The following is a 24,427-nucleotide window of genomic DNA, read 5'->3' as shown; positions in this document are numbered from 1 at the left end:
GCGGCTTACCAGGTTTGGGTGGCCTTGAACTTCTCGATACCGGCTTTCATGCCAGCGTCGATTTCGTCATTGAAGTCACCCTTCACGTTGATCTTGGCCAACAAGTCGGCGTGATCGCGGTTGAAGTAAGCAATCAGCGCTTGTTCAAAGCTGCCGACCTTGGTGATTTCGACGTCAGTCAGGAACCCACGCTCAGCGGCATACAGCGACAACGCCATGTCAGCGATCGACATTGGGGCGTATTGCTTCTGCTTCATCAGCTCGGTAACGCGCTGACCATGCTCAAGTTGCTTACGGGTCGCTTCGTCCAGGTCAGAAGCGAACTGGGCGAATGCCGCCAGTTCACGGTACTGAGCCAGAGCGGTACGGATACCACCGGAGAGCTTCTTGATGATCTTGGTCTGAGCGGCACCACCCACACGGGATACCGAAACACCGGCGTTCACAGCAGGACGGATCCCGGAGTTGAACATGGCCGATTCCAGGAAGATCTGACCGTCGGTGATGGAAATCACGTTGGTCGGAACGAACGCGGAAACGTCGCCAGCCTGGGTTTCGATGATCGGCAGTGCGGTCAGGGAACCGGTTTTGCCGGTCACTGCGCCGTTGGTGAACTTCTCTACGTATTCTTCCGAAACGCGGGATGCGCGCTCCAGCAGACGGGAGTGGAGATAGAACACGTCGCCTGGGTAAGCTTCACGGCCTGGTGGACGGCGCAGCAGCAGGGAAATCTGGCGGTAAGCCACTGCTTGCTTGGACAGATCGTCATAAACGATCAGCGCGTCTTCACCGCGGTCGCGGAAGAATTCACCCATGGTGCAACCGGAGTACGGTGCCAGGAATTGCAGCGCAGGAGATTCCGAAGCACTGGCAGCCACGATGATCGTGTTGGCCAGGGCGCCGTTTTCTTCCAGCTTGCGAACCACGTTGGCGATGGTCGATTGCTTCTGACCAATGGCTACGTAGACGCAGAAAATGCCGCTGTCTTTCTGGTTGATGATCGCGTCGATCGCCAGAGCGGTTTTACCGATCTGACGGTCACCGATGATCAGCTCACGCTGGCCACGGCCGACTGGGATCATGGCATCGACAGCCTTGTAGCCAGTCTGTACAGGCTGGTCTACCGACTTACGCCAGATCACGCCTGGAGCAACTTTCTCGACCGCGTCGGTCTCGGTGTTGCCCAGTGGACCTTTACCGTCAACAGGGTTACCCAGTGCGTCGACTACGCGACCCAGCAGTTCCTTACCAACCGGAACTTCCAGGATGCGGCCTGTGCACTTGGCGCTCATGCCTTCAGCCAGACTGGTGTACGCGCCCAATACAACGGCACCTACGGAGTCTTGCTCCAGGTTGAGGGCCATACCGTAGACGCCGCCCGGAAACTCGATCATCTCGCCGTACATGACGTCGGCCAGACCGTGAATCCGCACGATGCCGTCAGATACGCTGACGACAGTGCCTTCGTTACGGGCTTGGGAGGTCACATCGAGCTTGTCGATGCGGCCCTTGATAATTTCACTTATTTCGGAAGGATTGAGTTGCTGCATTGCTCTGCTGCCCCTTCAAACTCAAGATTTCAATGCTTCGGCAAGTTTCGCGATTTTGCCGCGAATCGAGCCATCGATAACCAGGTCGCCGGCACGGATAACAACACCACCAATCAGGGATGCGTCCTCCGAAGCTTGCAGGCGCACTTCCCGATTGAGTCGTGCACTGAGAACCTTGGCGAGTTTGTCTTGCTGTTCTTGGTTCAATGCAAAAGCACTGGTCACTTCAACGTCTACCGATTTCTCTTCTTCGGCCTTGTACAGGTCGAACAGAGCGGCGATCTCCGGCAAAAGCGGGAGACGGTCGTTTTCGGCAACGACGTGGATGAAGTTCTGTACCTTCACATCAAACTTGTCGCCGCACACTTCAATAAAAGTGGCGGCCTTGTCTGCGCTCGTCAGTCGCGGGGCCTTGAGCACGCGCTGCATGGTGTCGTCTTGCGACACTGCTGCAGCCAGGCCGAGCATGGCTGACCAAGAGGCCAGCTGCTGGTGGGCCTGGGCGTGCTCGAAGGCTGCCTTAGCGTAAGGTCGGGCCAACGTGGTCAATTCTGCCATGATCGCCCTCGCTTAGATTTCAGCAGCCAGTTTGTTAACCAGCTCCGCGTGCGCGTTTTGATCGATTGTGGCACCCAGGATCTTCTCAGCACCGCCGACGGCCAGAGCACCCAGTTGGGCACGCAGCGCATCTTTGACACTGTTCAATTCCTGCTCGATCTCGGCCTGAGCCTGAACCTTCACACGGTCAGCGTCGATACGGGCTTTTTCAACAGCCTCTTCAACAATCTGATTACCGCGTTTCTTGGCTTGCTCAATGATTTCAGCTGCCTGTGCCTTAGCATCGCGCAGTTGATGGCCCGCTTTCTCTTGGGCCAACTCCAGGTCGCGAGCTGCACGGGTGGCAGCGTCCAGTCCATCCGCGATCTTCTTCTGACGTTCGTGCAAAGCTGCGATGACCGGAGGCCATACGAACTTCATGCAGAAAACGACAAAAATCAAGAACGCTAAGGACTGACCAATAATGGTTGCATTAATGTTCACGCCAATACCTCGCTCGTTCGTTGCACAACACACCAATCACTCGAAAAAACGAGTGATTAACCGGCGAGTTGACCAACGAAGGGGTTCGCGAAGGTGAAGAACAGAGCGATACCAACACCGATCATGGTCACGGCGTCGAGCAGACCGGCAACGATGAACATTTTAACCTGCAGCATTGGGACCATTTCTGGCTGACGCGCTGCGCCTTCCAGGAACTTGCCGCCCAGCAGGCCGAAACCAATGGCAGTACCCAGGGCGCCCAGGCCGATCAACAGTGCAACAGCGATAGCGGTTAGACCAACTACAGTTTCCATCTTTCCTCCCGACTTTTACGTCGTATGGTTTAGGTTTTTTAGATTTTAAAGCGGTAAAACAAATCGTTTCATAGCCCTGGTGGGCCACCTTCCCGTTTCACCGGGAAGGACATCAGACTAGTCGAGACCGGTCTTAATGGTTCTCTTCGTGCGCCATCGACAGGTAGACGATGGTCAGCATCATGAAGATGAAGGCCTGCAGGGTGATGATCAGGATGTGGAACACAGCCCACGCCCACTGCAGAACAATGCCCAGGCCGCTAAGCCAGAGCAGACCACTGCCGAACATCACAGCGATCAGAATGAACACCAGCTCGCCGGCATACATGTTGCCGAACAGTCGCAGAGCCAGGGAGATAGGCTTGGCGATCAGGGTGACGAACTCCAGCAGGAAGTTCACCGGGATCAGCAGGGCTTGAACGAAAATGTTCTTGCTGCCGAACGGGTGCAGGGTCAGTTCGCCGATGAAGCCGCCGATGCCCTTGATCTTGATGCTGTAGAAAATGATCAACGCGAATACCGACAAGGCCATGCCCAGGGTAGCGTTAGGGTCAGTGGTCGATACGGCACGGAATGGAATATGCGGATCGCCGCTGATCGCCATGGCGAGCTGAGGAATCCAGTCAACCGGGATCAGGTCGACGGCGTTCATCAGGAACACCCAGACGAAGATGGTCAGTGCCAGCGGTGCAATCACCGGGCTACGGCCATGGAAGCTGTCTTTCACGCTGCCATCGACGAATTCGACCAATACTTCAACGAAGTTCTGCAAAGCACCTGGCTGACCGGAAGTCGCCTTTTTTGCCGCCATGCGGAAAATCAGGACGAAGATCAGACCCAATGCGACCGACCAGCCCAGAGTATCCAGGTGGAAAGCCCAGAAACCCATTTCTTTGGCTTCTGCTGCGGTGTGGGCGAAGCCCCAGCCGCCGTTGGGAAGCTGACCGAAGGTCAGGTTCTGCAAGTGGTGCTGGATATAGCCCGAAGCGGTTGTTTCTGCCATGGTTGCCTCAAACGCCCTAAGGTTTCGAAAGTCTTGTTTTCATTAGCAGGGGAGCGAACCAGCTGACCAGTTGGGTCAACACGAAGACGCCGAATACAGCCAGCGGCGCCAATGGCTTCACACCTGCAAAGGTCAGTGCAAACAGCACTGCCGTCAAAATCAGTTTCCCCGCCTCGCCGGCATAAAATGACCGGACGATAGCCTGGGCTGCTCGGGCGCCGGAAAACCGAAAGGCCCTGTGAGCAAAATACATATTGGGCAGCAAGGCTATCAGGCCTCCGCAGAGTCCTGAATATCCGGCTACGACTCCATGCCAGTACCAAAGCGCCAACGCGGCGATCAGTAGAATGACAAATTGAGCCAATAAAACCGGGAAAACGGCCAAGCGATGGAACGGCAACGTGTTTGGCGTGCGGGTTTCCATCACTTTTGCTCCTCAATGGTCGGCTGCCGAGAATCAATAACTTGGCATAATTTGTGCCGACAAAATGCGCGCAGAGTATAGGGGCGGTTCAGCCCCTATTCAACTGTCGGGTAGTGTTTTCCGATCGCGCGCTACATAAGCAAATGTTTCAGCGGATGTGGGCAAGGACGCCCTGAAGCTCGTCAAGCGAGTTATATCCGATAACCAATTGCCCTTTGCCCTTCTTGCCGTGGCGAATTTGTACCGCAGAGCCCAGCCGCTCGGCCAGGCGCTGCTCGAGGCGTGCGATATCCGGATCAGGTTTGGCGGTTTCGACCGGTGCAGGTTTGCCGCTCAGCCACTGGCGAACCAGCGCCTCAGTCTGACGCACCGTGAGCCCTCGTGCGACAACGTGTCGCGCCCCTTCAACCTGTTGATTTTCCGGCAAACCGAGCAAAGCACGGGCATGACCCATTTCCAGGTCGCCGTGGGACAACATGGTCTTGATGACTTCCGGCAACGCGATCAGACGCAGCAAGTTGGACACCGTGACGCGGGATTTACCCACCGCGTCGGCCACTTGTTGCTGGGTCAGCTGGAATTCCTGCTGCAAACGCTGCAACGCGATCGCTTCTTCAACCGGGTTGAGGTCTTCACGCTGGATGTTTTCGATCAACGCCATGGCGATGGCGGTTTCATCCGGTACATCGCGCACCATCGCCGGGATGGTTTCCTTTCCGGCCTGCTGGCTTGCGCGCCAGCGGCGTTCGCCGGCGATGATTTCAAACCGACCGCCGCCGATCGGGCGCACCACAATCGGCTGCATCACGCCCTGGGCCTTGATCGAGTTGGCCAGTTCTTCCAGCGCCTGGGGGTCCATATCGCGGCGTGGCTGGTATTTGCCGCGCTGGATCAAGTCCAGCGGCAAATGTTGCAGCTCGCGCTCGTCGGCCTGTACCGCTTGTTCTTCAAGCGAAGTGACAGTCGGACCACTCAACAGTGCATCCAGTCCACGTCCGAGACCTCGTTTCTTGACGGCCATGGGGATTCCTTAAGTTGGCTGGGCTGCAGCGGTGCGTGAGTTGTGGCGTTGACGGCGAACCATCTCGCCGGCCAGTGCCAGGTAGGCAATGGCGCCACGCGATGATTTGTCGTACGCCAGCGCGGGCATGCCGTAGCTTGGCGCTTCGGCCAGGCGGATGTTGCGTGGGATCACGGTGTCGTACAACTGATCACCAAAGTGTTCCTTGAGCTGTGCCGACACATCGTTCATCAGGCTCAGGCGCGGATCGAACATCGTACGCAGCAGACCCTCGATCTGCAGGTTCGGGTTCAGCAGCTCAGCGATTCGCTTGATGTTATCCACAAGGTCGCTCAAGCCTTCCAGTGCGTAATACTCGCACTGCATGGGGATAATCACCCCATCGGCGGCAACCAATGCGTTGAGCGTGAGCATCGACAGCGACGGTGGGCAGTCGATCAAAATGTAATCGTAATTCTCGCGGATCGGCGCCAAGGCGCTGCGCAGACGGCTTTCTTTCATCTGCATTTCGAGCAGCACCACTTCCGCCGCGGTCAAATCGCGGTTGGCCGGCAGCAGTTGATAACCACCGTGCTCGGAGTAGTGCATGGCCTGGGCCAGGTCACACTCGCCGATCAGCAAGTCGTAGACCGAATTTTCCAGGCCGTGTTTATCCACACCGCTACCCATGGTGGCGTTGCCCTGTGGATCGAGATCGATCAACAGCACCCGACGCTTGGTGGCGACCAGGGATGCTGCGAGGTTGATGCAGGTGGTGGTTTTGCCCACGCCACCTTTCTGGTTCGCTATCGCGAATACCTTAGCCATTCTTGCTTGTGTTCCCAATCATGCCGTGCGGCGCAGTATCAGCAGATGGCGTTGGCCTTGGCAACCGGGTACGGCCAAGGCGTGTTCGCTATCGAGGTGGAAGTCTGTCGGCAATGCTAACAGCTCGTCGCTTGGATGAACGCCCTTCATTGCCAGCCAGCGGGTGTCGCGGTCGCCCAGGTGGCGCGTCCAATTGCTGAAGTTCTCCATGCTGCTGAATGCCCGGGAAACAATTCCATTGAAAGGCAGTTCAGGTGTGAACTCTTCGACCCGACTGTGGATAACTTGCAGGTTTTCCAGCTTGAGCTCGAGTTTTACCTGGGTCAGGAAGCGGGTTTTCTTGCCGTTGCTGTCCAGGCACGTCACTTGCGACTCGGGAAACAGGATCGCCAGCGGAATGCCTGGCATTCCACCGCCACTGCCCACGTCAAGCCAACGGCCGTTTTCGATAAACGGCATCACGCTCAAACTGTCGAGCAAATGACGCGAAACCATTTCGTCGGGGTTACGCACCGCAGTCAGGTTGTAAGCCTTGTTCCATTTGATCAACAGGGCCAGGTAGCCGAGCAGTAATTCGTGCTGGGCTGCGGTCAGGTCCACGCCTAACTGGCGCGCACCTGTGGATAATTCTTCGGCGTGTTGCGAGGTGACCAACGAACTCAAGCGCTTTGCTCCAACTGACGGCCCGCGCCGCGTTTTTTCAAATGAATCATCAACAGCGAAATCGCTGCCGGAGTGACGCCGGGAATACGTGAAGCCTGACCAAGAGTCTCCGGCCGAGTTATCCCCAGCTTGCTTTGGATTTCTTTCGACAACCCCGAAATCCCGGTGTAATCGATATCCACAGGCAGCTTGGTGTCTTCACTGGCGCGCAGGCGAGCGATCTCATCCTGCTGGCGGTCAATGTAACCGGCGTATTTGGTCTTGATCTCGACCTGCTCGGCAACCTGTGGGTCTTCTGCGCCCTGGCCTGTCACTTCGACCAAGCCAGCGTAGTCGATTTCCGGACGGGACAGCAGGTTCAGCAGGTTGTATTCGTGGGTCAGCGGCGTACCGAATTTTTCCGCAATCGCATCGCCCTGCTCCGTGCCTGGGCGAACCCAGGTACTTTTCAGACGTTGCTCTTCGAGCGTGATGCTTTCGCGTTTTTTGCAGAAGGCTGCCCAACGCGCGTCATCGACCAGGCCCAGCTCGCGACCTTTTTCGGTCAGGCGCAGGTCGGCGTTGTCTTCGCGCAGGATCAAACGGTATTCCGCCCGGGACGTGAACATCCGATACGGTTCCTGGGTGCCCAGGGTAATCAGGTCATCGACCAATACGCCGATGTACGCTTCATCGCGACGCGGGCACCAGCTGTCTTTGCCCTGCGCGCGCAGTGCTGCGTTGGTCCCGGCCAGCAAACCTTGGGCGCCGGCTTCTTCGTAACCGGTGGTGCCATTGATTTGGCCAGCGAAAAACAGACCGGCAATGACTTTGGTTTCGAGGCTGTACTTCAGATCACGCGGGTCGAAGTAGTCGTACTCGATGGCGTAGCCCGGACGCACGATGTGGGCGTTTTCCATGCCGCGAATCGACTGCACGATCTGAATTTGCACGTCGAACGGCAAGGACGTGGAAATCCCGTTCGGGTACAGCTCATGGGTGGTCAAGCCTTCGGGCTCGATGAAGACCTGGTGGCTTTCCTTGTCGGCAAAGCGATGGATCTTGTCTTCGATCGAAGGGCAATAACGCGGGCCAATGCCTTCAATCACCCCGGAATACATCGGCGAACGGTCGAGGTTCGCGGCAATGATCTCGTGGGTGCGGGCGTTGGTGTGGGTAATCCAGCAGCTCACCTGTTTCGGGTGCTGCTCTTTGGAACCCATGAACGACATGACCGGGATTGGTGTATCACCGGCTTGTTCGGTCATCACCGAGAAATCCACAGAACGCCCGTCGATACGCGGCGGGGTACCTGTTTTCAAGCGACCGACTCGCAGTGGTAACTCGCGCAGGCGTTTTGCCAGGGCAATCGATGGCGGATCACCGGCGCGACCGCCGGAATAGTTCTGCATACCGATGTGGATAAGTCCGCCCAGGAATGTGCCGGTGGTCAACACCACGGATTCTGCGAAGAAACGCAGGCCCATCTGGGTGACAACGCCCTTCACCACGTCCTGTTCGACGATCAGGTCATCGGCAGCCTGTTGAAATATCCACAGGTTCGGCTGGTTTTCCAGGGTTTCACGTACCGCAGCCTTGTACAGGATGCGGTCTGCCTGTGCCCGAGTAGCACGTACGGCCGGGCCTTTGCGGCTGTTGAGCACGCGAAATTGAATACCACCTCTGTCGGTAGCCATGGCCATGACACCGCCAAGGGCATCAATTTCTTTAACCAGATGGCTTTTGCCGATCCCACCGATGGCGGGGTTGCAACTCATGGCACCGAGGGTTTCCACGTTGTGCGTCAACAACAGGGTTTTAACGCCCATGCGTGCTGACGCCAGTGCTGCCTCGGTACCGGCATGACCGCCGCCGATGACGATCACTTCAAAACGGGAAGGGAAATCCACCACGCACCTCGTGCCTGCTTATGTAGGTAATCAGGAATTGTTTGTTGAAAGAGTTTTAGAGCTATGGCGGCAAGTATAGGGACTTAGCCCTTCCTAAAGAACCCTTTGCACAAAATTTAACCAGCTGTGGATGAATCACAGACAATAGAAATTAAAAAAGAAGAAATTTATAAGATCTTTGTTTTTATGTTTATTTCTACTGAGCCTACTTTCTGTGGATAGATCTCTACAAGCCTCTATTTACGTCGTGTACAGAGATTCAAAAGTCTGTGGTCATGTGCCAATGAGGCCCTTGGATAAGTGCTTTAAGCCTGTGGATTAAAGGGGTGGTTATCCACAGAGGGGGTTTTGCTCAGGTTTCAAGCCCTGTTATCAACTGGGCACAGGTGCGGTTATTCACAGGGCTTAATCCATAGAAAATGGCTTGCATGGCCAAATCTCGCCCACGCAAAAGCCACCTGCCTTTTAGGTAATGAGTCAAAAATGGGAATTGAATGCCCTGAGGCGGGCGAAACAGGCAGGCGCGAATGGCCTGCCTGTGGACAACGAAGGGTTATTTACCGATGCAGAAGCTGGAAAAGATCCTTCCGAGCAGATCATCGGAGCTGAAAGCGCCGGTAATCTCACCCAACAGCTGCTGCGCCTGGCGTAAATCCTCAGCCAGCAGCTCGCCAGCCCCCGCCAAGGTCAACTGAGCCCGACCGTGCTCCAACGCCGCGCTGGCATGGCGCAGCGCTTCCAGGTGCCTGCGGCGTGCGCTGAAGCTGCTTTCGGAAGTCTGCTCATAGCCCATGCAGGCTTTGAGGTGGTCGCGCAGCAATTCCAACCCATCGCCCGCTGACTTTGCGCTCAGGCTGATGGTCACGTGGCCATCGTCGCTGGTCTCCATGGCAATGGCTTCACCAGTCAAATCGGCCTTGTTGCGGATCAAGGTGACTTTGGCCGGGTCTGGCCGTTGCTCGAGAAATTCCGGCCACAGGGCAAATGGATCCGCAGCCTCTGGCGCAGTGGCATCCACCACCAGCAATACGCGGTCCGCTTCACTGATCGCCTTGAGCGCACGTTCCACGCCGATCTTTTCCACCTGGTCGTCGGTATCGCGCAAGCCGGCGGTGTCGACCACGTGCAGCGGCATACCATCGATGTGGATATGTTCGCGCAAAATGTCCCGGGTGGTGCCGGCAATCTCGGTGACGATCGCAGCTTCACGGCCAGCCAGCGCATTGAGCAGGCTGGACTTGCCGGCATTGGGTCGCCCGGCAATCACTACCGTCATGCCGTCACGCAGCAAAGCACCCTGCCCGGCTTCGCGCAGGACGGTGGATAACTCATCGCGAACTTTATCCAGCATCGCCAGGACGTGGCCATCAGCGAGGAAGTCGATTTCTTCCTCTGGGAAGTCAATCGCAGCCTCAACGTAGATACGCAGACTGATCAACTGTTCGGTCAAGTTATGCACACGCAGGGAAAAAGCGCCCTGCAGTGAGCGCAACGCATTGCGCGCCGCCTGTGCAGAACTGGCCTCGATCAAATCCGCAATCGCCTCGGCCTGGGCCAGGTCCAGTTTGTCGTTAAGGAATGCCCGCTCGCTGAATTCGCCTGGGCGCGCCAGACGGCAGCCCAATTGCAGGCAACGCTGCAGCAACATATCCAGCACTACCGGGCCACCATGGCCCTGCAGTTCCAGCACGTCTTCGCCGGTGAACGAGTTAGGGCCGGGGAAATACAGCACCAGCCCCTCATCCAATACTGTTTCATCAGCATCCAGGAACGGCCCGTAATGGGCATATCGGGGTTTCAACTCACGGCCGCTGATGGCCTGGGCCGCCACGCTGGCCAGCGGCCCGGAAATTCTAACGATACCAACACCGCCGCGACCTTGAGCGGTAGCGACAGCAGCGATGGTTTCACGAGGAGCGCTCATCAGCAGGTTCCAGAACAAAAGTGACAGAAAGCAAAACGCCCCACTAGGGGGCGTCTTGAGTGGTTATCCACAGAGTAAATTACGCCGCAGCTTTTTTGGTAGCCGCTTCGATTTTACGTGTGATGTACCACTGTTGAGAGATCGACAACACGTTGTTGACCACCCAGTACAGAACCAGACCGGCTGGGAACCACAGGAAGAAGAAGGTGAAGATGATTGGCATCATCTTCATGACCTTGGCCTGCATCGGGTCCGGCGGAGTCGGGTTCAGACGCTGCTGGATAAACATGGTCGCGCCCATGATGATCGGCAGAATAAAGAACGGGTCTTTAATCGACAGGTCAGTTATCCACAGAATGAACGGTGCCTGGCGCATTTCGACGCTTTCCAGGAGAACCCAGTACAGCGACAGGAATACCGGCATCTGCACCAGAATCGGCAAGCAACCACCCAGCGGGTTGATCTTCTCTTTCTTGTACAGCTCCATCATGGCCTGCGACATTTTCTGCCGGTCGTCACCATGTTGCTCTTTCAGAGCGGCCAGTTTCGGCGCAACGGCACGCATGCGCGCCATCGACTTATAGCTGGCTGCCGACAGAGGGAAGAAAATCCCTTTGATCAGCATGGTCAGGAAGATGATCGAGAAGCCCCAGTTACCCACAATGCTGTGGATATGTTGCAGCAGCCAGAAAATAGGCTGGGCAATGAACCACAGAATGCCGTAATCCACAGTCAGTTCCAGACCTGGGGACAACTCTTTGAGCACAGCCTGGCTTTTCGGGCCGGCGTACAGGGTAGTGCTGGTTTCAGCCTTGGCACCTGGAGCGACGGTCAACGCCGGGCCAGTAAAACCAATGATGTAGTTGCCTTGGCTGTCTTTGCGGGTTTGAACCAGGTTGGCTTCACCCTTGTTCGGGATCCATGCGGTCACGAAGTAGTGTTGCAACCAGGCAACCCAGCCACCTTGGACGGTTTCTTTCAGCGCGCCCTTGTCGATATCTTTCATCGACACTTTTTTGTACGGCTCGCTACTTGTCCACAGGGCGGCGCCCAGGTAAGTCGCAGTGCCGGTGGCGGTGCTGGAAGAAGGATCGGCGCTGTTGTCACGCTTGAGCTGGGCAAACAGGTTGCCCGTCCATGGCTTGGCGCTTTCGTTGTCGATCAGGTAAGTGACCTTCAAGTCGTACAAACCACGGGTGAAGCTGAAACGCTTGATGTAGTTGACGCCGTCGAGGCTGAATTTCAGGTCGACATTCAACTGGTTCTGGCCATCAGCCAGTTGATAAGTCTTCTGTTCGGTCGAATAAACCGGACGACCGGTAGCACGAGCATCAGGACCGTCAGTGCCGGTCAGGCCGCTTTGCGCCAGATAAATACGTTCACCACCGTTATCGAACAGTTGGAACGGAACATCTGGATGGTCTTGGCGACGTGGATACAGCGGCAGTTTCAACTGCGCGATATCACCACCTTGTGGGTCGATAGCCAGGTCGAGCACATCCGTTTTCACGTGGATGAGATCTTTATTGGTGACCACTGGCGTTTCTAGAGGGGCGCTTGTCTCGCCATTCGCGCTGGGAACATCGGCACTCGCGGACGCATTGTTACCCAGCGGGGTGTCCGGAATAGCCGGCGCAGCCTGATTGGTAGCAACATTCTGAGTCGGCAGGGCAGCCTGGCCGTAGTCCTGGTTCCACTTAAGAACCATGACGTAGGACACGATTGCCAGGGCGACGATCAGGATCGTGCGTTTAATATCCATGATTACTCGGCCATCGAAGAAGAACGGGAGGTAGGGATAGGTGGAACCGGGTCGAAACCACCGGGATTCCACGGATGACAGCGGCCTAAACGACGAAAGGCCAGCCAGCCACCGCGCAGAAGACCATGATTTTCTATGGCCTCTAACGCGTAGCAGGAACAACTGGGGTAGAAACGACAGTGGTCGGCCATCAGAGGACTAATGGCATAACGGTAAAACTGGATCGGAACGAGTGCCAGTTTACGCATTGGTGCTGTCTACCCCTACAGTTTCGGTGCTGACTGCTGGTGCTGGCTTGTTGGTACGCGCCAAACGTTTCCAGAGCTTGCCGAAATGCTGAATCAATTCGGGGTTTTCTACATCCCCCAAGCCTTTGCGCGCGACGATAACAATATCCCAACCAACCAGAGTGTCCTGGTGGAGGCGAAACGATTCGCGCATCAGACGCTTGAGGCGATTGCGCTCAACGGAGAGCTTTACGCTCTTCTTGCCGATCACCAACCCGAGACGGGGGTGATCCAGATCGTTGTTACGCGCAAGGAGCAGGAGATTTTTCCCCGGAACCTTGCCGGTGGGGGAGTCAAAGACTGCCTTGAAATGCCGGGGGGTTAGCAGACGCTTTTCCCGACTGAAGTCCTGACTCACCACCAGTACCGGATTATCAAACTGCCAGACGCGCACGACCTTTGGCGCGGCGACGCGACAGGACAGCACGGCCGTTCTTGGTAGCCATGCGAGCACGGAAGCCGTGAGTACGGGCGCGTTTGATGGTGCTTGGTTGGAAAGTACGTTTCATGGCGTTGTTACCTGGTTCGTCCACAACGGGCCGGAATGGCCCCCGTTTTAAGAGACCGGCGATTCTAGAGAAAGCAAGCCTCTAGGTCAATTTCCAACCAGCTTTTCCTTCAATTAGATCTTCTACAGGTAATCGGTCCTTTTCTGTCGGCCGGGCTTTCACGAGCAATGCCATAGATATAAAAATAAAGAAGGAAGTTATTTAAAGCTTTTCTGTAAAGCTTATAAAAGCTAGGCAGGCGATCATCTGTGGATAACTGCCTTGAGGCCATATTCCACCTGCTGTACAGAGAATGACAAGTACGGGGGAAAACGGTGCTCTGCCTGTGCTGCGCTGTCGGATAAGCTGTGGGTGGAATGGGTTGTTATCCACAGGCCAGTTACCCACAGACTTTCGACCCCACTTGTGCAACGAGCTTAGGTGCGCTTATCCACAGAGCTTATGCACAGACCATTGGTCGGCTTTTTTGCACTTAACACGTTGATTTTGGCTGCTCTGTGAGCAACCTACATGTGGATAAGTGGGCGTCTGGCCGCTACAATGGCGGCTGTTTTTGCCTCACCGGCTTTCAACTTAGGGGATATCCGTGTCAGTGGAACTTTGGCAGCAGTGCGTGGAGCTTTTGCGCGAAGAGCTGCCTGCCCAGCAATTCAACACCTGGATCCGTCCGCTACAGGTCGAAGCCGAAGGCGACGAGTTGCGTGTCTACGCGCCGAATCGTTTTGTTCTCGACTGGGTCAACGAAAAATACCTGAGCCGCGTTCTCGAATTGCTCGATGAACACGGCAACGGCATCGCGCCCGTGCTTTCCTTATTAATAGGCAGCAAACGCAGCTCTGCACCTCGCGCTGCGCCGAATGCGCCGCTGGCTGCTGCTGCGTCGCAAGCCCAAGCAGCACCGGCACCTGTTAATAACTCGCCGGCGCCCGTGGCCCAGGCGCCGTCGAAATCCTCGTCGCAGAAAAACGCGCCTATAAATGAAGAACCGTCGCGTGACAGCTTTGACCCGATGGCAGGCGCCAGCTCCCAGCAAGCACCGGTTCGCGCTGAGCAGCGCACCGTGCAGGTGGAAGGTGCGCTCAAGCACACCAGTTACCTGAACCGCACCTTTACCTTTGAGAACTTCGTCGAAGGTAAATCCAACCAGTTGGCCCGCGCGGCCGCCTGGCAGGTTGCCGATAACCCCAAGCATGGTTACAACCCGCTCTTCCTTTATGGTGGCGTTGGCTTGGGTAAGACCCACTTGATGCATGCTGTGGGTAACCATCTATTAAAGAAGAACCCGAATGCCAAGGTTGTGTACCTGCACTCGGAGCGCTTCGTGGCTGACATGGTCAAGGCCTTGCAGCTCAACGCAATCAACGAATTCAAGCGTTTCTACCGTTCTGTGGACGCTTTGCTGATCGATGACATTCAATTTTTCGCTCGCAAGGAACGTTCCCAGGAAGAGTTTTTCCACACCTTCAACGCGCTGCTCGAAGGCGGCCAACAGGTCATCCTGACCAGTGACCGTTACCCGAAGGAAATCGAAGGCCTGGAAGAACGCTTGAAGTCACGCTTTGGCTGGGGCCTTACCGTTGCGGTAGAACCGCCGGAGCTGGAAACCCGCGTGGCGATCCTGATGAAAAAGGCCGACCAGGCAAAAGTCGACCTGCCCCACGATGCAGCCTTCTTTATCGCCCAACGCATTCGTTCCAACGTGCGTGAGCTGGAAGGCGCGCTCAAGCGGGTCATTGCACACTCGCACTTTATGGGCCGCGACATCACCATCGAGTTGATTCGCGAATCCCTGAAAGACCTGTTGGCTCTGCAAGACAAGCTGGTGAGTGTGGATAACATTCAGCGCACCGTGGCTGAGTACTACAAGATCAAGATTTCAGACCTGCTGTCCAAGCGCCGTTCGCGCTCGGTGGCACGTCCACGTCAGGTGGCGATGGCGCTCTCCAAAGAGCTGACCAACCACAGCCTGCCGGAAATCGGTGATGTGTTTGGCGGTCGCGACCACACCACGGTCTTGCACGCGTGCCGCAAGATCAATGAACTTAAGGAATCCGACGCGGATATTCGCGAGGACTACAAGAACCTGCTGCGTACACTGACTACCTGATGACACCAGCGCAGCTTATTAAGGCAAGGGACTAGACCATGCATTTCACCATTCAACGCGAAGCCCTGTTGAAACCCCTGCAACTGGTCGCAGGCGTCGTCGAGCGCCGACAGACCTTGCCGGTGCTTTCCAACGTATTGCTGGTGGTCGAAGGCCAGCAATTGTCCTTGACCGGTACCGACCTGGAAGTCGAACTGGTGGGTCGTGTGCAGCTGGAAGAACCGGCTGAGCCCGGCGAAATCACTGTGCCGGCACGTAAGCTGATGGACATCTGCAAGAGCCTGCCCAACGATGCGCTGATCGACATCAAGGTTGATGAGCAGAAGTTGGTGGTCAAGGCCGGTCGCAGCCGTTTCACGCTGTCGACCTTGCCAGCCAATGAATTCCCTACCGTCGAAGAAGGCCCAGGTTCGCTGACCTGCAGCCTGGACCAAAGCAAGCTGCGCCGTTTGATCGAGCGCACCAGCTTCGCCATGGCCCAGCAGGACGTGCGTTACTACCTCAACGGCATGTTGCTGGAGGTCGCTGAAGGCGTTATCCGTGCAGTGGCTACCGACGGTCACCGCTTGGCCATGTGCTCGATGCGTGCTGACATCGGCCAGCCGGACCGTCACCAGGTCATCGTGCCGCGTAAAGGTATTCTGGAACTGGCGCGTCTGCTCACCGAGCCGGATGGCAATGTCAGCATCGTCCTGGGTCAGCACCACATCCGCGCCACCACCGGCGAATTCACCTTCACGTCCAAGCTGGTTGACGGCAAATTCCCGGATTACGAGCGTGTGCTGCCAAAAGGTGGCGACAAGCTGGTGATCGGCGATCGTCAGGCGCTGCGTGAAGCGTTCAGCCGTACCGCGATTCTGTCTAACGAAAAGTACCGTGGTATTCGTCTGCAACTGGCCAACGGTCAGCTGAAGATCCAGGCCAATAACCCGGAGCAGGAAGAAGCGGAAGAAGAAGTCGGCGTTGACTACAATGGCGGCTCGCTGGAGATCGGCTTTAACGTGAGCTACCTGCTGGACGTACTGGGCGTGATGACCACCGAGCAGGTTCGCCTGATTCTGTCGGACTCCAACAGCAGTGCCCTGGTGCAAGAATCCGACAACGACGACTCGGCTTACGTTGTTATGCCGATGCGCCTGTAATCATGCTCAGCAGAAGCTAGATGTCCCTCAGTCGCGTCTCGGTCACCGCGGTGCGCAATCTGCACCCGGTGACCTTCTCCCCTTCCCCCCGCATCAATATCCTTTACGGCGCCAACGGCAGCGGCAAAACCAGCGTGCTGGAAGCCGTCCATTTGCTTGGGCTTGCCCGTTCCTTTCGTAGTGCTCGCTTGTTGCCGGTGATTCAATACGAACAACTGGCTTGCACCGTGTTTGGCCAGGTTGAACTGGCAGAAGGTGGGCACAGCGCCCTGGGGATATCTCGAGATCGCGGCGGTGATTTCCAGATTCGCATTGACGGGCAAAATGCTCGCAGTGCTGCACAGTTGGCAGAAATCCTGCCGCTGCAACTGATCAACCCAGACAGCTTTCGCCTTTTGGAAGGTGCGCCGAAAATCCGCAGGCAGTTCCTCGATTGGGGAGTGTTCCACGTGGAACCGCGCTTCATGGCCACTTGGCAGCGCCTGCAGAAGGCCCTGCGGCAGCGGAACTCATGGCTGCGGCATGGTACACTTGACGCCGCTTCGCAAGCGGCCTGGGACCGGGAACTGTGCCTGGCCAGTGACGAAATAGATGAATACCGCCGCGCCTATATCAAAGCCTTGAAACCAGTCTTTGAGCAGACCTTGAGTGAGTTGTTGGATCTCGAGGGCCTGACGCTGAGCTACTACCGTGGTTGGGATAAAGAACGTGAGCTGAGCGCAGTGCTCGCCACGTCCTTGCAGCGGGATCAGCAAATTGGCCATACCCAGGCAGGCCCACAACGTGCTGACTTGCGCCTTAGATTAGGCGCACACAATGCCGCGGATATTTTGTCCCGCGGTCAGCAAAAGTTGGTGGTGTGTGCACTGCGTATTGCCCAAGGGCATTTGGTTAGCCAAGCCCGGCGCGGTCAGTGTATTTATCTGGTGGATGACTTGCCGTCCGAACTCGACGAGCAGCACCGCCGCGCGTTATGCCGCTTGTTGGAAGACTTACGCTGCCAGGTGTTTATCACCTGTGTAGACCACGAATTATTGAGGGAAGGCTGGCAGACGGAAACGCCAGTCGCTTTGTTCCACGTGGAACAGGGCCGTATCACCCAGACCCACGACCATCGGGAGTGAAGGCATGAGCGAAGAAAACACGTACGACTCGACCAGCATTAAAGTGCTGAAAGGTTTGGATGCCGTACGCAAACGTCCCGGTATGTACATCGGCGACACCGATGATGGTAGCGGTCTGCACCACATGGTGTTCGAGGTGGTCGACAACTCCATCGACGAAGCTTTGGCCGGTCACTGCGACGACATCAGCATTATCATCCACCCGGATGAGTCCATCACCGTGCGCGACAACGGTCGCGGTATTCCGGTCGATGTGCACAAAGAAGAAGGCGTATCGGCGGCAGAGGTCATCATGACCGTGCTTCACGCCGGCGGTAAGTTCGACGACAACTCCTATAAAGTCTCCGGCGGTTTGCACGGTGTAGGTGTGTCGGTGGTGAACGCTCTGTCCGAAGAGCTGATCCTGACTGTTCGCCGTAGCGGCAAGATCTGGGAACAGACCTACGTGCATGGTGTTCCACAAGAACCGATGAAAATCGTTGGCGACAGTGAATCCACCGGTACGCAGATCCATTTCAAGCCTTCGGCAGAAACCTTCAAGAATATTCACTTCAGCTGGGACATCCTGGCCAAGCGTATTCGTGAACTGTCGTTCCTTAACTCCGGTGTGGGTATCGTCCTCAAGGACGAGCGCAGCGGCAAGGAAGAGTTGTTCAAGTACGAAGGCGGCTTGCGTGCGTTCGTTGAATACCTGAACACCAACAAGACTGCGGTCAACCAGGTGTTCCACTTCAACATCCAGCGTGAAGACGGCATCGGCGTTGAAATCGCCCTGCAGTGGAACGACAGCTTCAACGAGAACCTGTTGTGCTTCACCAACAACATTCCACAGCGCGACGGCGGTACTCACTTGGTGGGTTTCCGTTCCGCACTGACGCGTAACCTGAACACCTACATCGAAGCGGAAGGCTTGGCCAAGAAGCACAAAGTGGCCACTACCGGTGACGATGCGCGTGAAGGCCTGACGGCGATTATCTCGGTGAAAGTGCCGGATCCAAAGTTCAGTTCCCAGACCAAAGACAAGCTGGTGTCTTCCGAAGTGAAGACCGCAGTGGAACAGGAGATGGGCAAGTACTTCTCCGACTTCCTGCTGGAAAACCCGAACGAAGCCAAGCTGGTCGTCGGCAAGATGATCGACGCGGCGCGTGCCCGTGAAGCGGCGCGTAAAGCCCGTGAGATGACCCGCCGTAAAGGCGCGTTGGATATCGCCGGCCTGCCGGGCAAACTGGCTGACTGCCAGGAGAAGGACCCTGCCCTCTCCGAACTGTACCTGGTGGAAGGTGACTCTGCTGGCGGTTCCGCCAAGCAGGGTCGTAACCGTCGCACCCAGGCTATCCTGCCGTTGAAGGGTAAGATCCTCAACGTCGAGAAGGCCCGCTTCGACAAGATGATTTCCTCTCAGGAAGTCGGCACCTTGATCACGGCGTTGGGCTGCGGTATTGGCCGCGATGAGTACAACATCGACAAACTGCGTTACCACAACATCATCATCATGACCGATGCTGACGTCGACGGTTCGCACATCCGTACCCTGCTGCTGACCTTCTTCTTCCGTCAGTTGCCGGAGCTGATCGAGCGTGGCTACATCTACATCGCTCAGCCGCCGTTGTACAAAGTGAAAAAGGGCAAGCAAGAGCAGTACATCAAAGACGACGACGCCATGGAAGAGTACATGACGCAGTCGGCCCTGGAAGATGCCAGCCTGCACTTGAACGACGAAGCCCCGGGCATTTCCGGTGAGGCGCTGGAGCGTTTGGTTAACGACTTCCGCATGGTAATGAAGACCCTCAAGCGTCTGTCGCGCCTGTACCCTCAGGAGCTGACCGAGCACTTCATCTACCTGCCTTCCGTGAGCCTGGAGCAGTTGGGCGATCACGCCCACATGCAGAATTGGCTGGCTCAGTACGAAGTACGTCTGCGCACCGTCGAGAAGTCTGGCCTGGTTTACAAAGCCAGCTTGCGTGAAGACCGTGAACGTAACGTGTGGCTGCCGGAGGTTGAACTGATCTCCCACGGCCTGTCGAACTACGTCACCTTCAACCGCGACTTCTTCGGCAGCAACGACTACAAGACCGTGGTTACCCTCGGCGCGCAATTGAGCACCCTGTTGGACGACGGTGCTTACATCCAGCGTGGCGAGCGTAAGAAAGCGGTCAAGGAGTTCAAGGAAGCCCTGGACTGGTTGATGGCTGAAAGCACCAAGCGCCACACCATCCAGCGATACAAAGGTCTGGGCGAGATGAACCCGGATCAACTGTGGGAAACCACCATGGATCCTGCTCAGCGTCGCATGCTGCGCGTGACCATCGAAGACGCCATTGGCGCAGACCAGATCTTCAACACCCTGATGGGTGATGCGGTCGAGCCTCGCCGTGACTTCATCGAGAGCAACGCCTTGGCGGTGTCCAACCTGGACTTCTGATCAGGCTACCCGCTAAAACAAAAAGGCCAACGCTAAGCGTTGGCCTTTTTTATTGGGTGAAACTTAAGCGTTTTACAATTGCTCCACGTGGAACATCAGCGTTTTTAACCTTGGGCAGCCGCCACACTCTCCAACCGATAGCCGTACCCGTAGATGGTCAGCAGCTGCCAACCCCGGTCGGCGGTCAGCCCCAGCTTGTTACGCAGCCGATAAATATGTGTATCCAGTGGCCGTGAGGAGACCATTTCTTCATGGCTCCAAAACCGCTCATACAGGTATTCCCGAGACAGTGGCCGAGCCAGGTTGGCGAACAAGCAACTGGCCAGGCGGTATTCACGCTCAGTGAGATTGATCGGCTTACCCGCGCGCGTCACCGTCAGTTCGGCATCATCAAAGGTCAGGTCGTTGAAACTCTGCACCTCATTAGTCGCTGGCTTTTGCAGCCCATGGCGGCGTAGCACGGCGTTGACCCGAGCCTTGAGTTCGTTTGGCCGAAACGGCTTGCTGACGTAATCATCCGCCCCGCTGTTGAGTGCGGTGACGATATCGCTCTCGGCATCGCGGCTGGTCAACATGATTACGGCGGGTGGTGAGTCCATGTGCTCGCGGGTCCAGCGCAACAATGCGATGCCTGTGATGTCCGGCAGTTGCCAGTCGAGGATCAACAGGTCAAAGGTTTCGCGGCGCAGTTGGCGCAGCAGGTCTTCACCGCGTTCGAAGAAATGCAGGGACCAGGGTTGCTCTGCGGTGCTGGGGATCTGTCGCAGCGTCTGTTCAACCCGACGCAATTCAGCGGGTTCGTCGTCCAGTATTGCGACACGCATGGGTGGGTCCTTTCTACAAAAAATACGACAGCCGACGGTCTGTTCAATCGCGTAGGTAATGCACAGATGCCTGTGGTTGAATCTGAATAATTATGGCCAGACTCAATGCTCACAGGATCTATCGGTACGCTGATATCAAAGGGCCGTAAACCCGTTTAAAGTCTTGCGTACCTACCAGGCGAAAGATACCGGCTCCTACCCTTGAGGAAAAGGATCAGCCGACACATGCGCTGCCGTAGACCTGTATGTGCTGAGGTCAGATGCCGTCTGAAACTACTCGGGTGATGAGCTCCATGACCTGTTCTGCCTATCGATTATGCTGTGCCCTACCCGCGTTACTGGCCCTGGTCATCAGTACAGCTCAGGCTGCAACGCCCTATCGCCCTGCTTATATTGACGAGCCGTTCCTGTGCCGTGCGCACCCGTTGCCAGCAGTTGTGCAGCATTTGACGGGTGAAGCCTGGAAGCTCGATGCCAAAGGCGGGGCGCAGCATCTACTGGAAGGGATGAGCATTGATGAGCAAGAAGGCGTGAAGACTTCGACATCGGCTTTCGTCAGCCTGCGCCTGGGTGATGGTTCCAGTGTGGTGCTGCCCTCCAGTTCACAGGTGCGTCTGCACCTGGTGCAAAAACAGGCGATTCCCCAGGTCATTCTGGAACAGGGCCAGGTCGAGACCTATGTGATCAAACGGGCCAGTGACTACGACCGTTTTCAGATCGTGACGCCCGTCGGCGTTCTGGGCGTGCGTGGCACGCACTTTCGCGTGCGCAATGACGGCGAGCAATCCGTGCTGGAGGTGCTGAATGGCCAGGTAGCGGTTAACCGTGCAGCAGGCAGCGCCGCAGCCGAAGTGAAGGTGGACGCACGCCAAGGTCTGCTGATCAGACAACAAGGTGAACTCAAGCCCGTGGCGCTTTTGCCCGCACCTGTATTAATCGGCCAGGATGGCCAAAAAGGTCAGTCGCCAGTCTGGAGCCTGTACCTGCGGCCATTACCCGGTGCACAGCGCTACCGCGCCCAAGTCGCGACCGACTCAGCCTTTATGAACATCAAGCAGGAAAACTTTTCCAGTGAGCCGAAAATGCGCTTCACTGGGCTCAAAGCATCGTTTTACCACGTGCGTTTGTCCGCCTACGACGCGCTGGGCCTGGAGGGAGAAACCGGGGTCTATGACATTTTCTATTACCCACCCGCCACTCAGGCACAGGCCAGTGGTGGTTAACCCATGATGCTTTGGCGCAAGGCCGAGAAACGCCAGCCCACTCATGCCCAGCGCTTGTTCCACGGCCTGGTGCGCGAGTGGTTGTGGATAGGTTTGCTGTTATTGCCAATGACGGCCTACCTCTCGTTGAGCCCGGGCCTGGCGCTGAACAACCCGCTGTATGACAGCCTCAGGCGCCTGGCGCCGTTGCCGGTAGACCCGCGCATCGTGCTGGTGACCATTGACGATCCTAGCCTGAAAGAGTTGGGTCGCTGGCCCTGGCCGCGCAGTTTGCACGCCGACCTGATCGACCGCCTGAGCGCCGCGCAGCCAGCGGCCATCCTCTTCGATGTGATCTTCAGTGAGCCCGGTGTGCCTGCCAACGACCAACGCCTCGCAGCCGCCGTGTGCAACGCCGGCAACGTGGTACTGCCGTTGCTGCGTGAGGAAGCGGCGAACTACAGCACGCCGGACGCGCAAATGTTGCCGCTGCTCAAGTGTGCTAAAGGTCTCGGGCATATCAATGTTGAAGCCGACAGTGACGGCGTGGTGCGCAGCCTGTTTATGCGTGAAGGTCCACCCGGTGACACCACGCCGCAGTTGGCGTGGGTGGCCTATGCATTGAGCGGCCAGGCCTCTGAGATGCCAGGGGAACCCCAGCAACCGATTAACCCGTCCTGGCACCGGGAGCACGCCATTCGGATCCCGTTCATCGCTGCCGACACCCGCTTTCCTACGGTCTCCTACGCCAGCGTTATACGCGGTGAGGTCGAACCTGAACGGCTGCGGGGTCGGCTTATTCTGGTAGGCGCCACTGCGTCCGGCATGGGCGATCGTTTCGTCACCCCACTCTCCTCGACTGTCGGCACCACGGCGGGTGTTGAGATCCAGGCCAACGTGCTCAACGGCCTGCTGCAAGGGCGCAGCATCGTTGATCTACCCGGCGCGGTGTCGGCCTTGATGGCGACTGCCTGGGTGGCATTGTTACTGGGCCTGTTGTTGTATCGCCCACGCTACGCGCTCTGGATGACCCTGGGCTGCATGGCCACCGCATTGCTCGGCGCGTGGGTGTTGCTGCGCCAGGGCCACTGGTGGTCACCGGCCGCGTGCCTGATTGGTTTGCTGCTCAGCTACCTGATATGGAATTGGCGGCGCCTCAGCGTGATCCTGGCCTACTTCGGCTGGGAGCTTGCGCGGCTGGATAACGAACCCAAAGTACTGCCCGAGCGTCGTCGTGCGCCCGCGAGCAAGGGCGATGTGCTGCAAGCGCGGATCTTTGCCCTGGAACAAGCGGTAAGCCGTACACGCGATACCCGGCGGTTTATGGCCGACGGTCTGGAGTGCCTACCGGTGGCGACGCTGATTACCGATCCCAAAGGCAGCATCCTGCTGGCCAACCGGATTGCACGTGAGGTGTTCAGTAATGAGTTGGTCAACCAAAACCTCCTCGAACAACTCGGCGACCTGGGTTATCCGCCGCTGCACAATGGCGTGCGCCCTGCTCTCTCAGCGCTGGAACTCGTTGAGTTTCGCGACATCCATCAGCGCAGCCTGCGCATTGAGCTTGCCCCTTTGCTGCCGGCTGAAGGCGACGTCGCCCTCGGCTGGCTGATGAGCCTCACAGACTTGAGCAAAGAGCGCGAAGCGCAGCAGCACCGCGAAACCATGCTGCGCTTCCTGTCCCATGACCTGCGTGCGCCACACTCGGCGATCCTGGCGCTGCTGGATGTGCATGGCGGTGAGTCGCCGGTGTTTGCTCAGATCGAGCAACAGGTCAGGCGCGCGCTGAGCCTGACTGAATCCTTCGTACAACTGGCCAAAGCTGAGGCCGATGGCTACCAGTTTCAGCCCACGCTGTTTGCCATGCTGGTTATGGATGCTTTCGATCAAGTGGCGGTCATTGGCCAACTTAAAGGCATCCACCTGGTTCATGATCTGGACGAAGCCGATGAAGGCATGGTGTACGCCGATCAATCGCTGCTGACCCGAGCGTTGTTCAACGTGCTGGAGAATGCGATCAAGTATTCCCCTTCCGGTACTACCGTCACCTTGAGCCACGGCAGCGCGCAAGGATGGCTGGAATGCCGCATCAGCGATCAAGGACCCGGTATTGCGCCAGAGGATTTGCCCGAGCTATTCAGCCAATACCGACGCTTCGATTCGGCCCAAGGCAGTGAAGGTTTGGGGTTGGGGTTGACCATGGTCAAAGCTGTAGTGGAGCGCCATGGCGGTCGCATTCAGTGTGAAAGCGAGGTGGGTAAGGGTTCGACTTTCAGCCTGCAACTGCCGTTACTCGAGGATTGAAAAACGTACTTTTTCACGGTGCATAAAAAACCGGTCACAAGGACCGGTTTTTTTATGCGGGAAAAACTTATGCACGTTTTTCGCGATTTTATGAGCTTTGGAAATATG

General features: G+C 56.9%; 22 protein-coding genes. 6 read left to right on the top strand and 16 right to left on the bottom strand.

The genetic code is table 11. The annotated features are described in order from the left end of the window. Positions 1-5 precede the first annotated feature (5 nt). The 15 genes from atpA to rpmH all read right to left on the bottom strand — a co-directional run bounded on the left by atpA (position 6) and on the right by rpmH (position 13,194). The gene (gene atpA, locus HX790_RS26300; protein ID WP_017135120.1) at positions 6-1,550 is read right to left on the bottom strand and encodes a F0F1 ATP synthase subunit alpha; all 1,545 of its coding nucleotides are present in this window, start codon (positions 1,548-1,550) and stop codon (positions 6-8) included. A gap of 21 nt (positions 1,551-1,571) precedes the next feature. Beyond that, a complete protein-coding gene (locus HX790_RS26295) occupies positions 1,572-2,108 on the bottom strand; it encodes a F0F1 ATP synthase subunit delta (RefSeq protein ID WP_017135121.1) in 537 nt (178 codons plus the stop codon). 12 nt (positions 2,109-2,120) lie between these two features. After that, the gene (locus HX790_RS26290) at positions 2,121-2,591 is read right to left on the bottom strand and encodes a F0F1 ATP synthase subunit B (protein ID WP_017135122.1); all 471 of its coding nucleotides are present in this window, start codon (positions 2,589-2,591) and stop codon (positions 2,121-2,123) included. Positions 2,592-2,647: 56 nt separating this feature from the next. Then, complete coding sequence (atpE, locus tag HX790_RS26285) at positions 2,648-2,905, bottom strand: F0F1 ATP synthase subunit C (protein ID WP_002555987.1); 258 nt, start codon at positions 2,903-2,905, stop codon at positions 2,648-2,650. A 133-nt stretch (positions 2,906-3,038) separates the two neighbouring features. After that, positions 3,039-3,908: a F0F1 ATP synthase subunit A gene (gene atpB / locus HX790_RS26280; protein WP_017135123.1), complete on the bottom strand. Its 870-nt coding sequence runs from the start codon at positions 3,906-3,908 to the stop codon at positions 3,039-3,041. A gap of 16 nt (positions 3,909-3,924) precedes the next feature. Beyond that, positions 3,925-4,332, bottom strand: a complete 408-nt coding sequence (locus HX790_RS26275) for a F0F1 ATP synthase subunit I (protein WP_010565865.1) — start codon at positions 4,330-4,332, stop codon at positions 3,925-3,927. Between the two features lie 148 nt (positions 4,333-4,480). Then, positions 4,481-5,353 carry a ParB/RepB/Spo0J family partition protein gene (locus tag HX790_RS26270; RefSeq protein ID WP_017135124.1) on the bottom strand — a complete coding sequence of 291 codons (873 nt, stop codon included), beginning with the start codon at positions 5,351-5,353 and terminating at the stop codon, positions 4,481-4,483. A gap of 9 nt (positions 5,354-5,362) precedes the next feature. Then, positions 5,363-6,160 carry a ParA family protein gene (locus HX790_RS26265; RefSeq protein WP_176992452.1) on the bottom strand — a complete coding sequence of 266 codons (798 nt, stop codon included), beginning with the start codon at positions 6,158-6,160 and terminating at the stop codon, positions 5,363-5,365. Between the two features lie 18 nt (positions 6,161-6,178). After that, positions 6,179-6,823 (bottom strand): 16S rRNA (guanine(527)-N(7))-methyltransferase RsmG, encoded by a 645-nt coding sequence (gene rsmG / locus HX790_RS26260; RefSeq protein WP_017135125.1) that lies wholly within the window; start codon positions 6,821-6,823, stop codon positions 6,179-6,181. Then, positions 6,820-8,712 carry a tRNA uridine-5-carboxymethylaminomethyl(34) synthesis enzyme MnmG gene (gene mnmG / locus HX790_RS26255; protein WP_026013532.1) on the bottom strand — a complete coding sequence of 631 codons (1,893 nt, stop codon included), beginning with the start codon at positions 8,710-8,712 and terminating at the stop codon, positions 6,820-6,822. The genes rsmG and mnmG overlap by 4 nt, the downstream gene beginning before the upstream one ends. A gap of 553 nt (positions 8,713-9,265) precedes the next feature. Further along, positions 9,266-10,636 (bottom strand): tRNA uridine-5-carboxymethylaminomethyl(34) synthesis GTPase MnmE, encoded by a 1,371-nt coding sequence (mnmE, locus tag HX790_RS26250; protein WP_017135127.1) that lies wholly within the window; start codon positions 10,634-10,636, stop codon positions 9,266-9,268. A gap of 79 nt (positions 10,637-10,715) precedes the next feature. Beyond that, complete coding sequence (gene yidC / locus HX790_RS26245; protein WP_176992451.1) at positions 10,716-12,398, bottom strand: membrane protein insertase YidC; 1,683 nt, start codon at positions 12,396-12,398, stop codon at positions 10,716-10,718. 2 nt (positions 12,399-12,400) lie between these two features. After that, entirely contained in the window at positions 12,401-12,646 is a 246-nt protein-coding gene (gene yidD, locus HX790_RS26240) for a membrane protein insertion efficiency factor YidD (protein ID WP_073636650.1), read from the bottom strand. Next, positions 12,639-13,043: a ribonuclease P protein component gene (rnpA, locus tag HX790_RS26235; RefSeq protein ID WP_026013533.1), complete on the bottom strand. Its 405-nt coding sequence runs from the start codon at positions 13,041-13,043 to the stop codon at positions 12,639-12,641. The genes yidD and rnpA overlap by 8 nt, the downstream gene beginning before the upstream one ends. A gap of 16 nt (positions 13,044-13,059) precedes the next feature. Then, entirely contained in the window at positions 13,060-13,194 is a 135-nt protein-coding gene (rpmH, locus tag HX790_RS26230; RefSeq protein ID WP_003213577.1) for a 50S ribosomal protein L34, read from the bottom strand. Positions 13,195-13,780: 586 nt separating this feature from the next. On the opposite strand from rpmH, the gene dnaA reads away from it, so the two are divergent. From dnaA to gyrB, 4 genes are read left to right on the top strand one after another with little or no spacing between them, the layout of a single operon-like run. Further along, the gene (dnaA, locus tag HX790_RS26225; protein ID WP_017135130.1) at positions 13,781-15,301 is read left to right on the top strand and encodes a chromosomal replication initiator protein DnaA; all 1,521 of its coding nucleotides are present in this window, start codon (positions 13,781-13,783) and stop codon (positions 15,299-15,301) included. Positions 15,302-15,339: 38 nt separating this feature from the next. Next, positions 15,340-16,443, top strand: a complete 1,104-nt coding sequence (gene dnaN, locus HX790_RS26220; RefSeq protein ID WP_176992450.1) for a DNA polymerase III subunit beta — start codon at positions 15,340-15,342, stop codon at positions 16,441-16,443. A 20-nt stretch (positions 16,444-16,463) separates the two neighbouring features. Further along, complete coding sequence (gene recF / locus HX790_RS26215; RefSeq protein WP_099488159.1) at positions 16,464-17,567, top strand: DNA replication/repair protein RecF; 1,104 nt, start codon at positions 16,464-16,466, stop codon at positions 17,565-17,567. Between the two features lie 4 nt (positions 17,568-17,571). Further along, the gene (gene gyrB, locus HX790_RS26210; RefSeq protein WP_017135133.1) at positions 17,572-19,989 is read left to right on the top strand and encodes a DNA topoisomerase (ATP-hydrolyzing) subunit B; all 2,418 of its coding nucleotides are present in this window, start codon (positions 17,572-17,574) and stop codon (positions 19,987-19,989) included. Positions 19,990-20,093: 104 nt separating this feature from the next. Here gyrB and HX790_RS26205 read toward each other — a convergent pair whose 3' ends face one another. Beyond that, complete coding sequence (locus HX790_RS26205; protein ID WP_017135134.1) at positions 20,094-20,813, bottom strand: response regulator transcription factor; 720 nt, start codon at positions 20,811-20,813, stop codon at positions 20,094-20,096. Positions 20,814-21,106: 293 nt separating this feature from the next. Between HX790_RS26205 and HX790_RS26200 the strand changes: the two genes are divergently transcribed. Together HX790_RS26200 and HX790_RS26195 are read left to right on the top strand one after the other, a co-directional pair. After that, on the top strand, positions 21,107-22,036 hold the full coding sequence (locus tag HX790_RS26200; RefSeq protein ID WP_176992449.1) for a FecR domain-containing protein: 930 nt from the start codon (positions 21,107-21,109) through the stop codon (positions 22,034-22,036). A gap of 3 nt (positions 22,037-22,039) precedes the next feature. After that, positions 22,040-24,319, top strand: a complete 2,280-nt coding sequence (locus tag HX790_RS26195; protein WP_017135136.1) for a CHASE2 domain-containing protein — start codon at positions 22,040-22,042, stop codon at positions 24,317-24,319. The last annotated feature ends 108 nt before the right edge of the window (positions 24,320-24,427 follow it).

The organism is Pseudomonas sp. IPO3747 (assembly GCF_013385245.1).
GTDB classification, from domain to species: Bacteria; Pseudomonadota; Gammaproteobacteria; order Pseudomonadales; family Pseudomonadaceae; genus Aquipseudomonas; species Aquipseudomonas edaphica.
The sequence above is the reverse complement of the archived record's forward strand: the minus strand, read 5'-3'. Positions and strand labels throughout refer to the sequence as shown.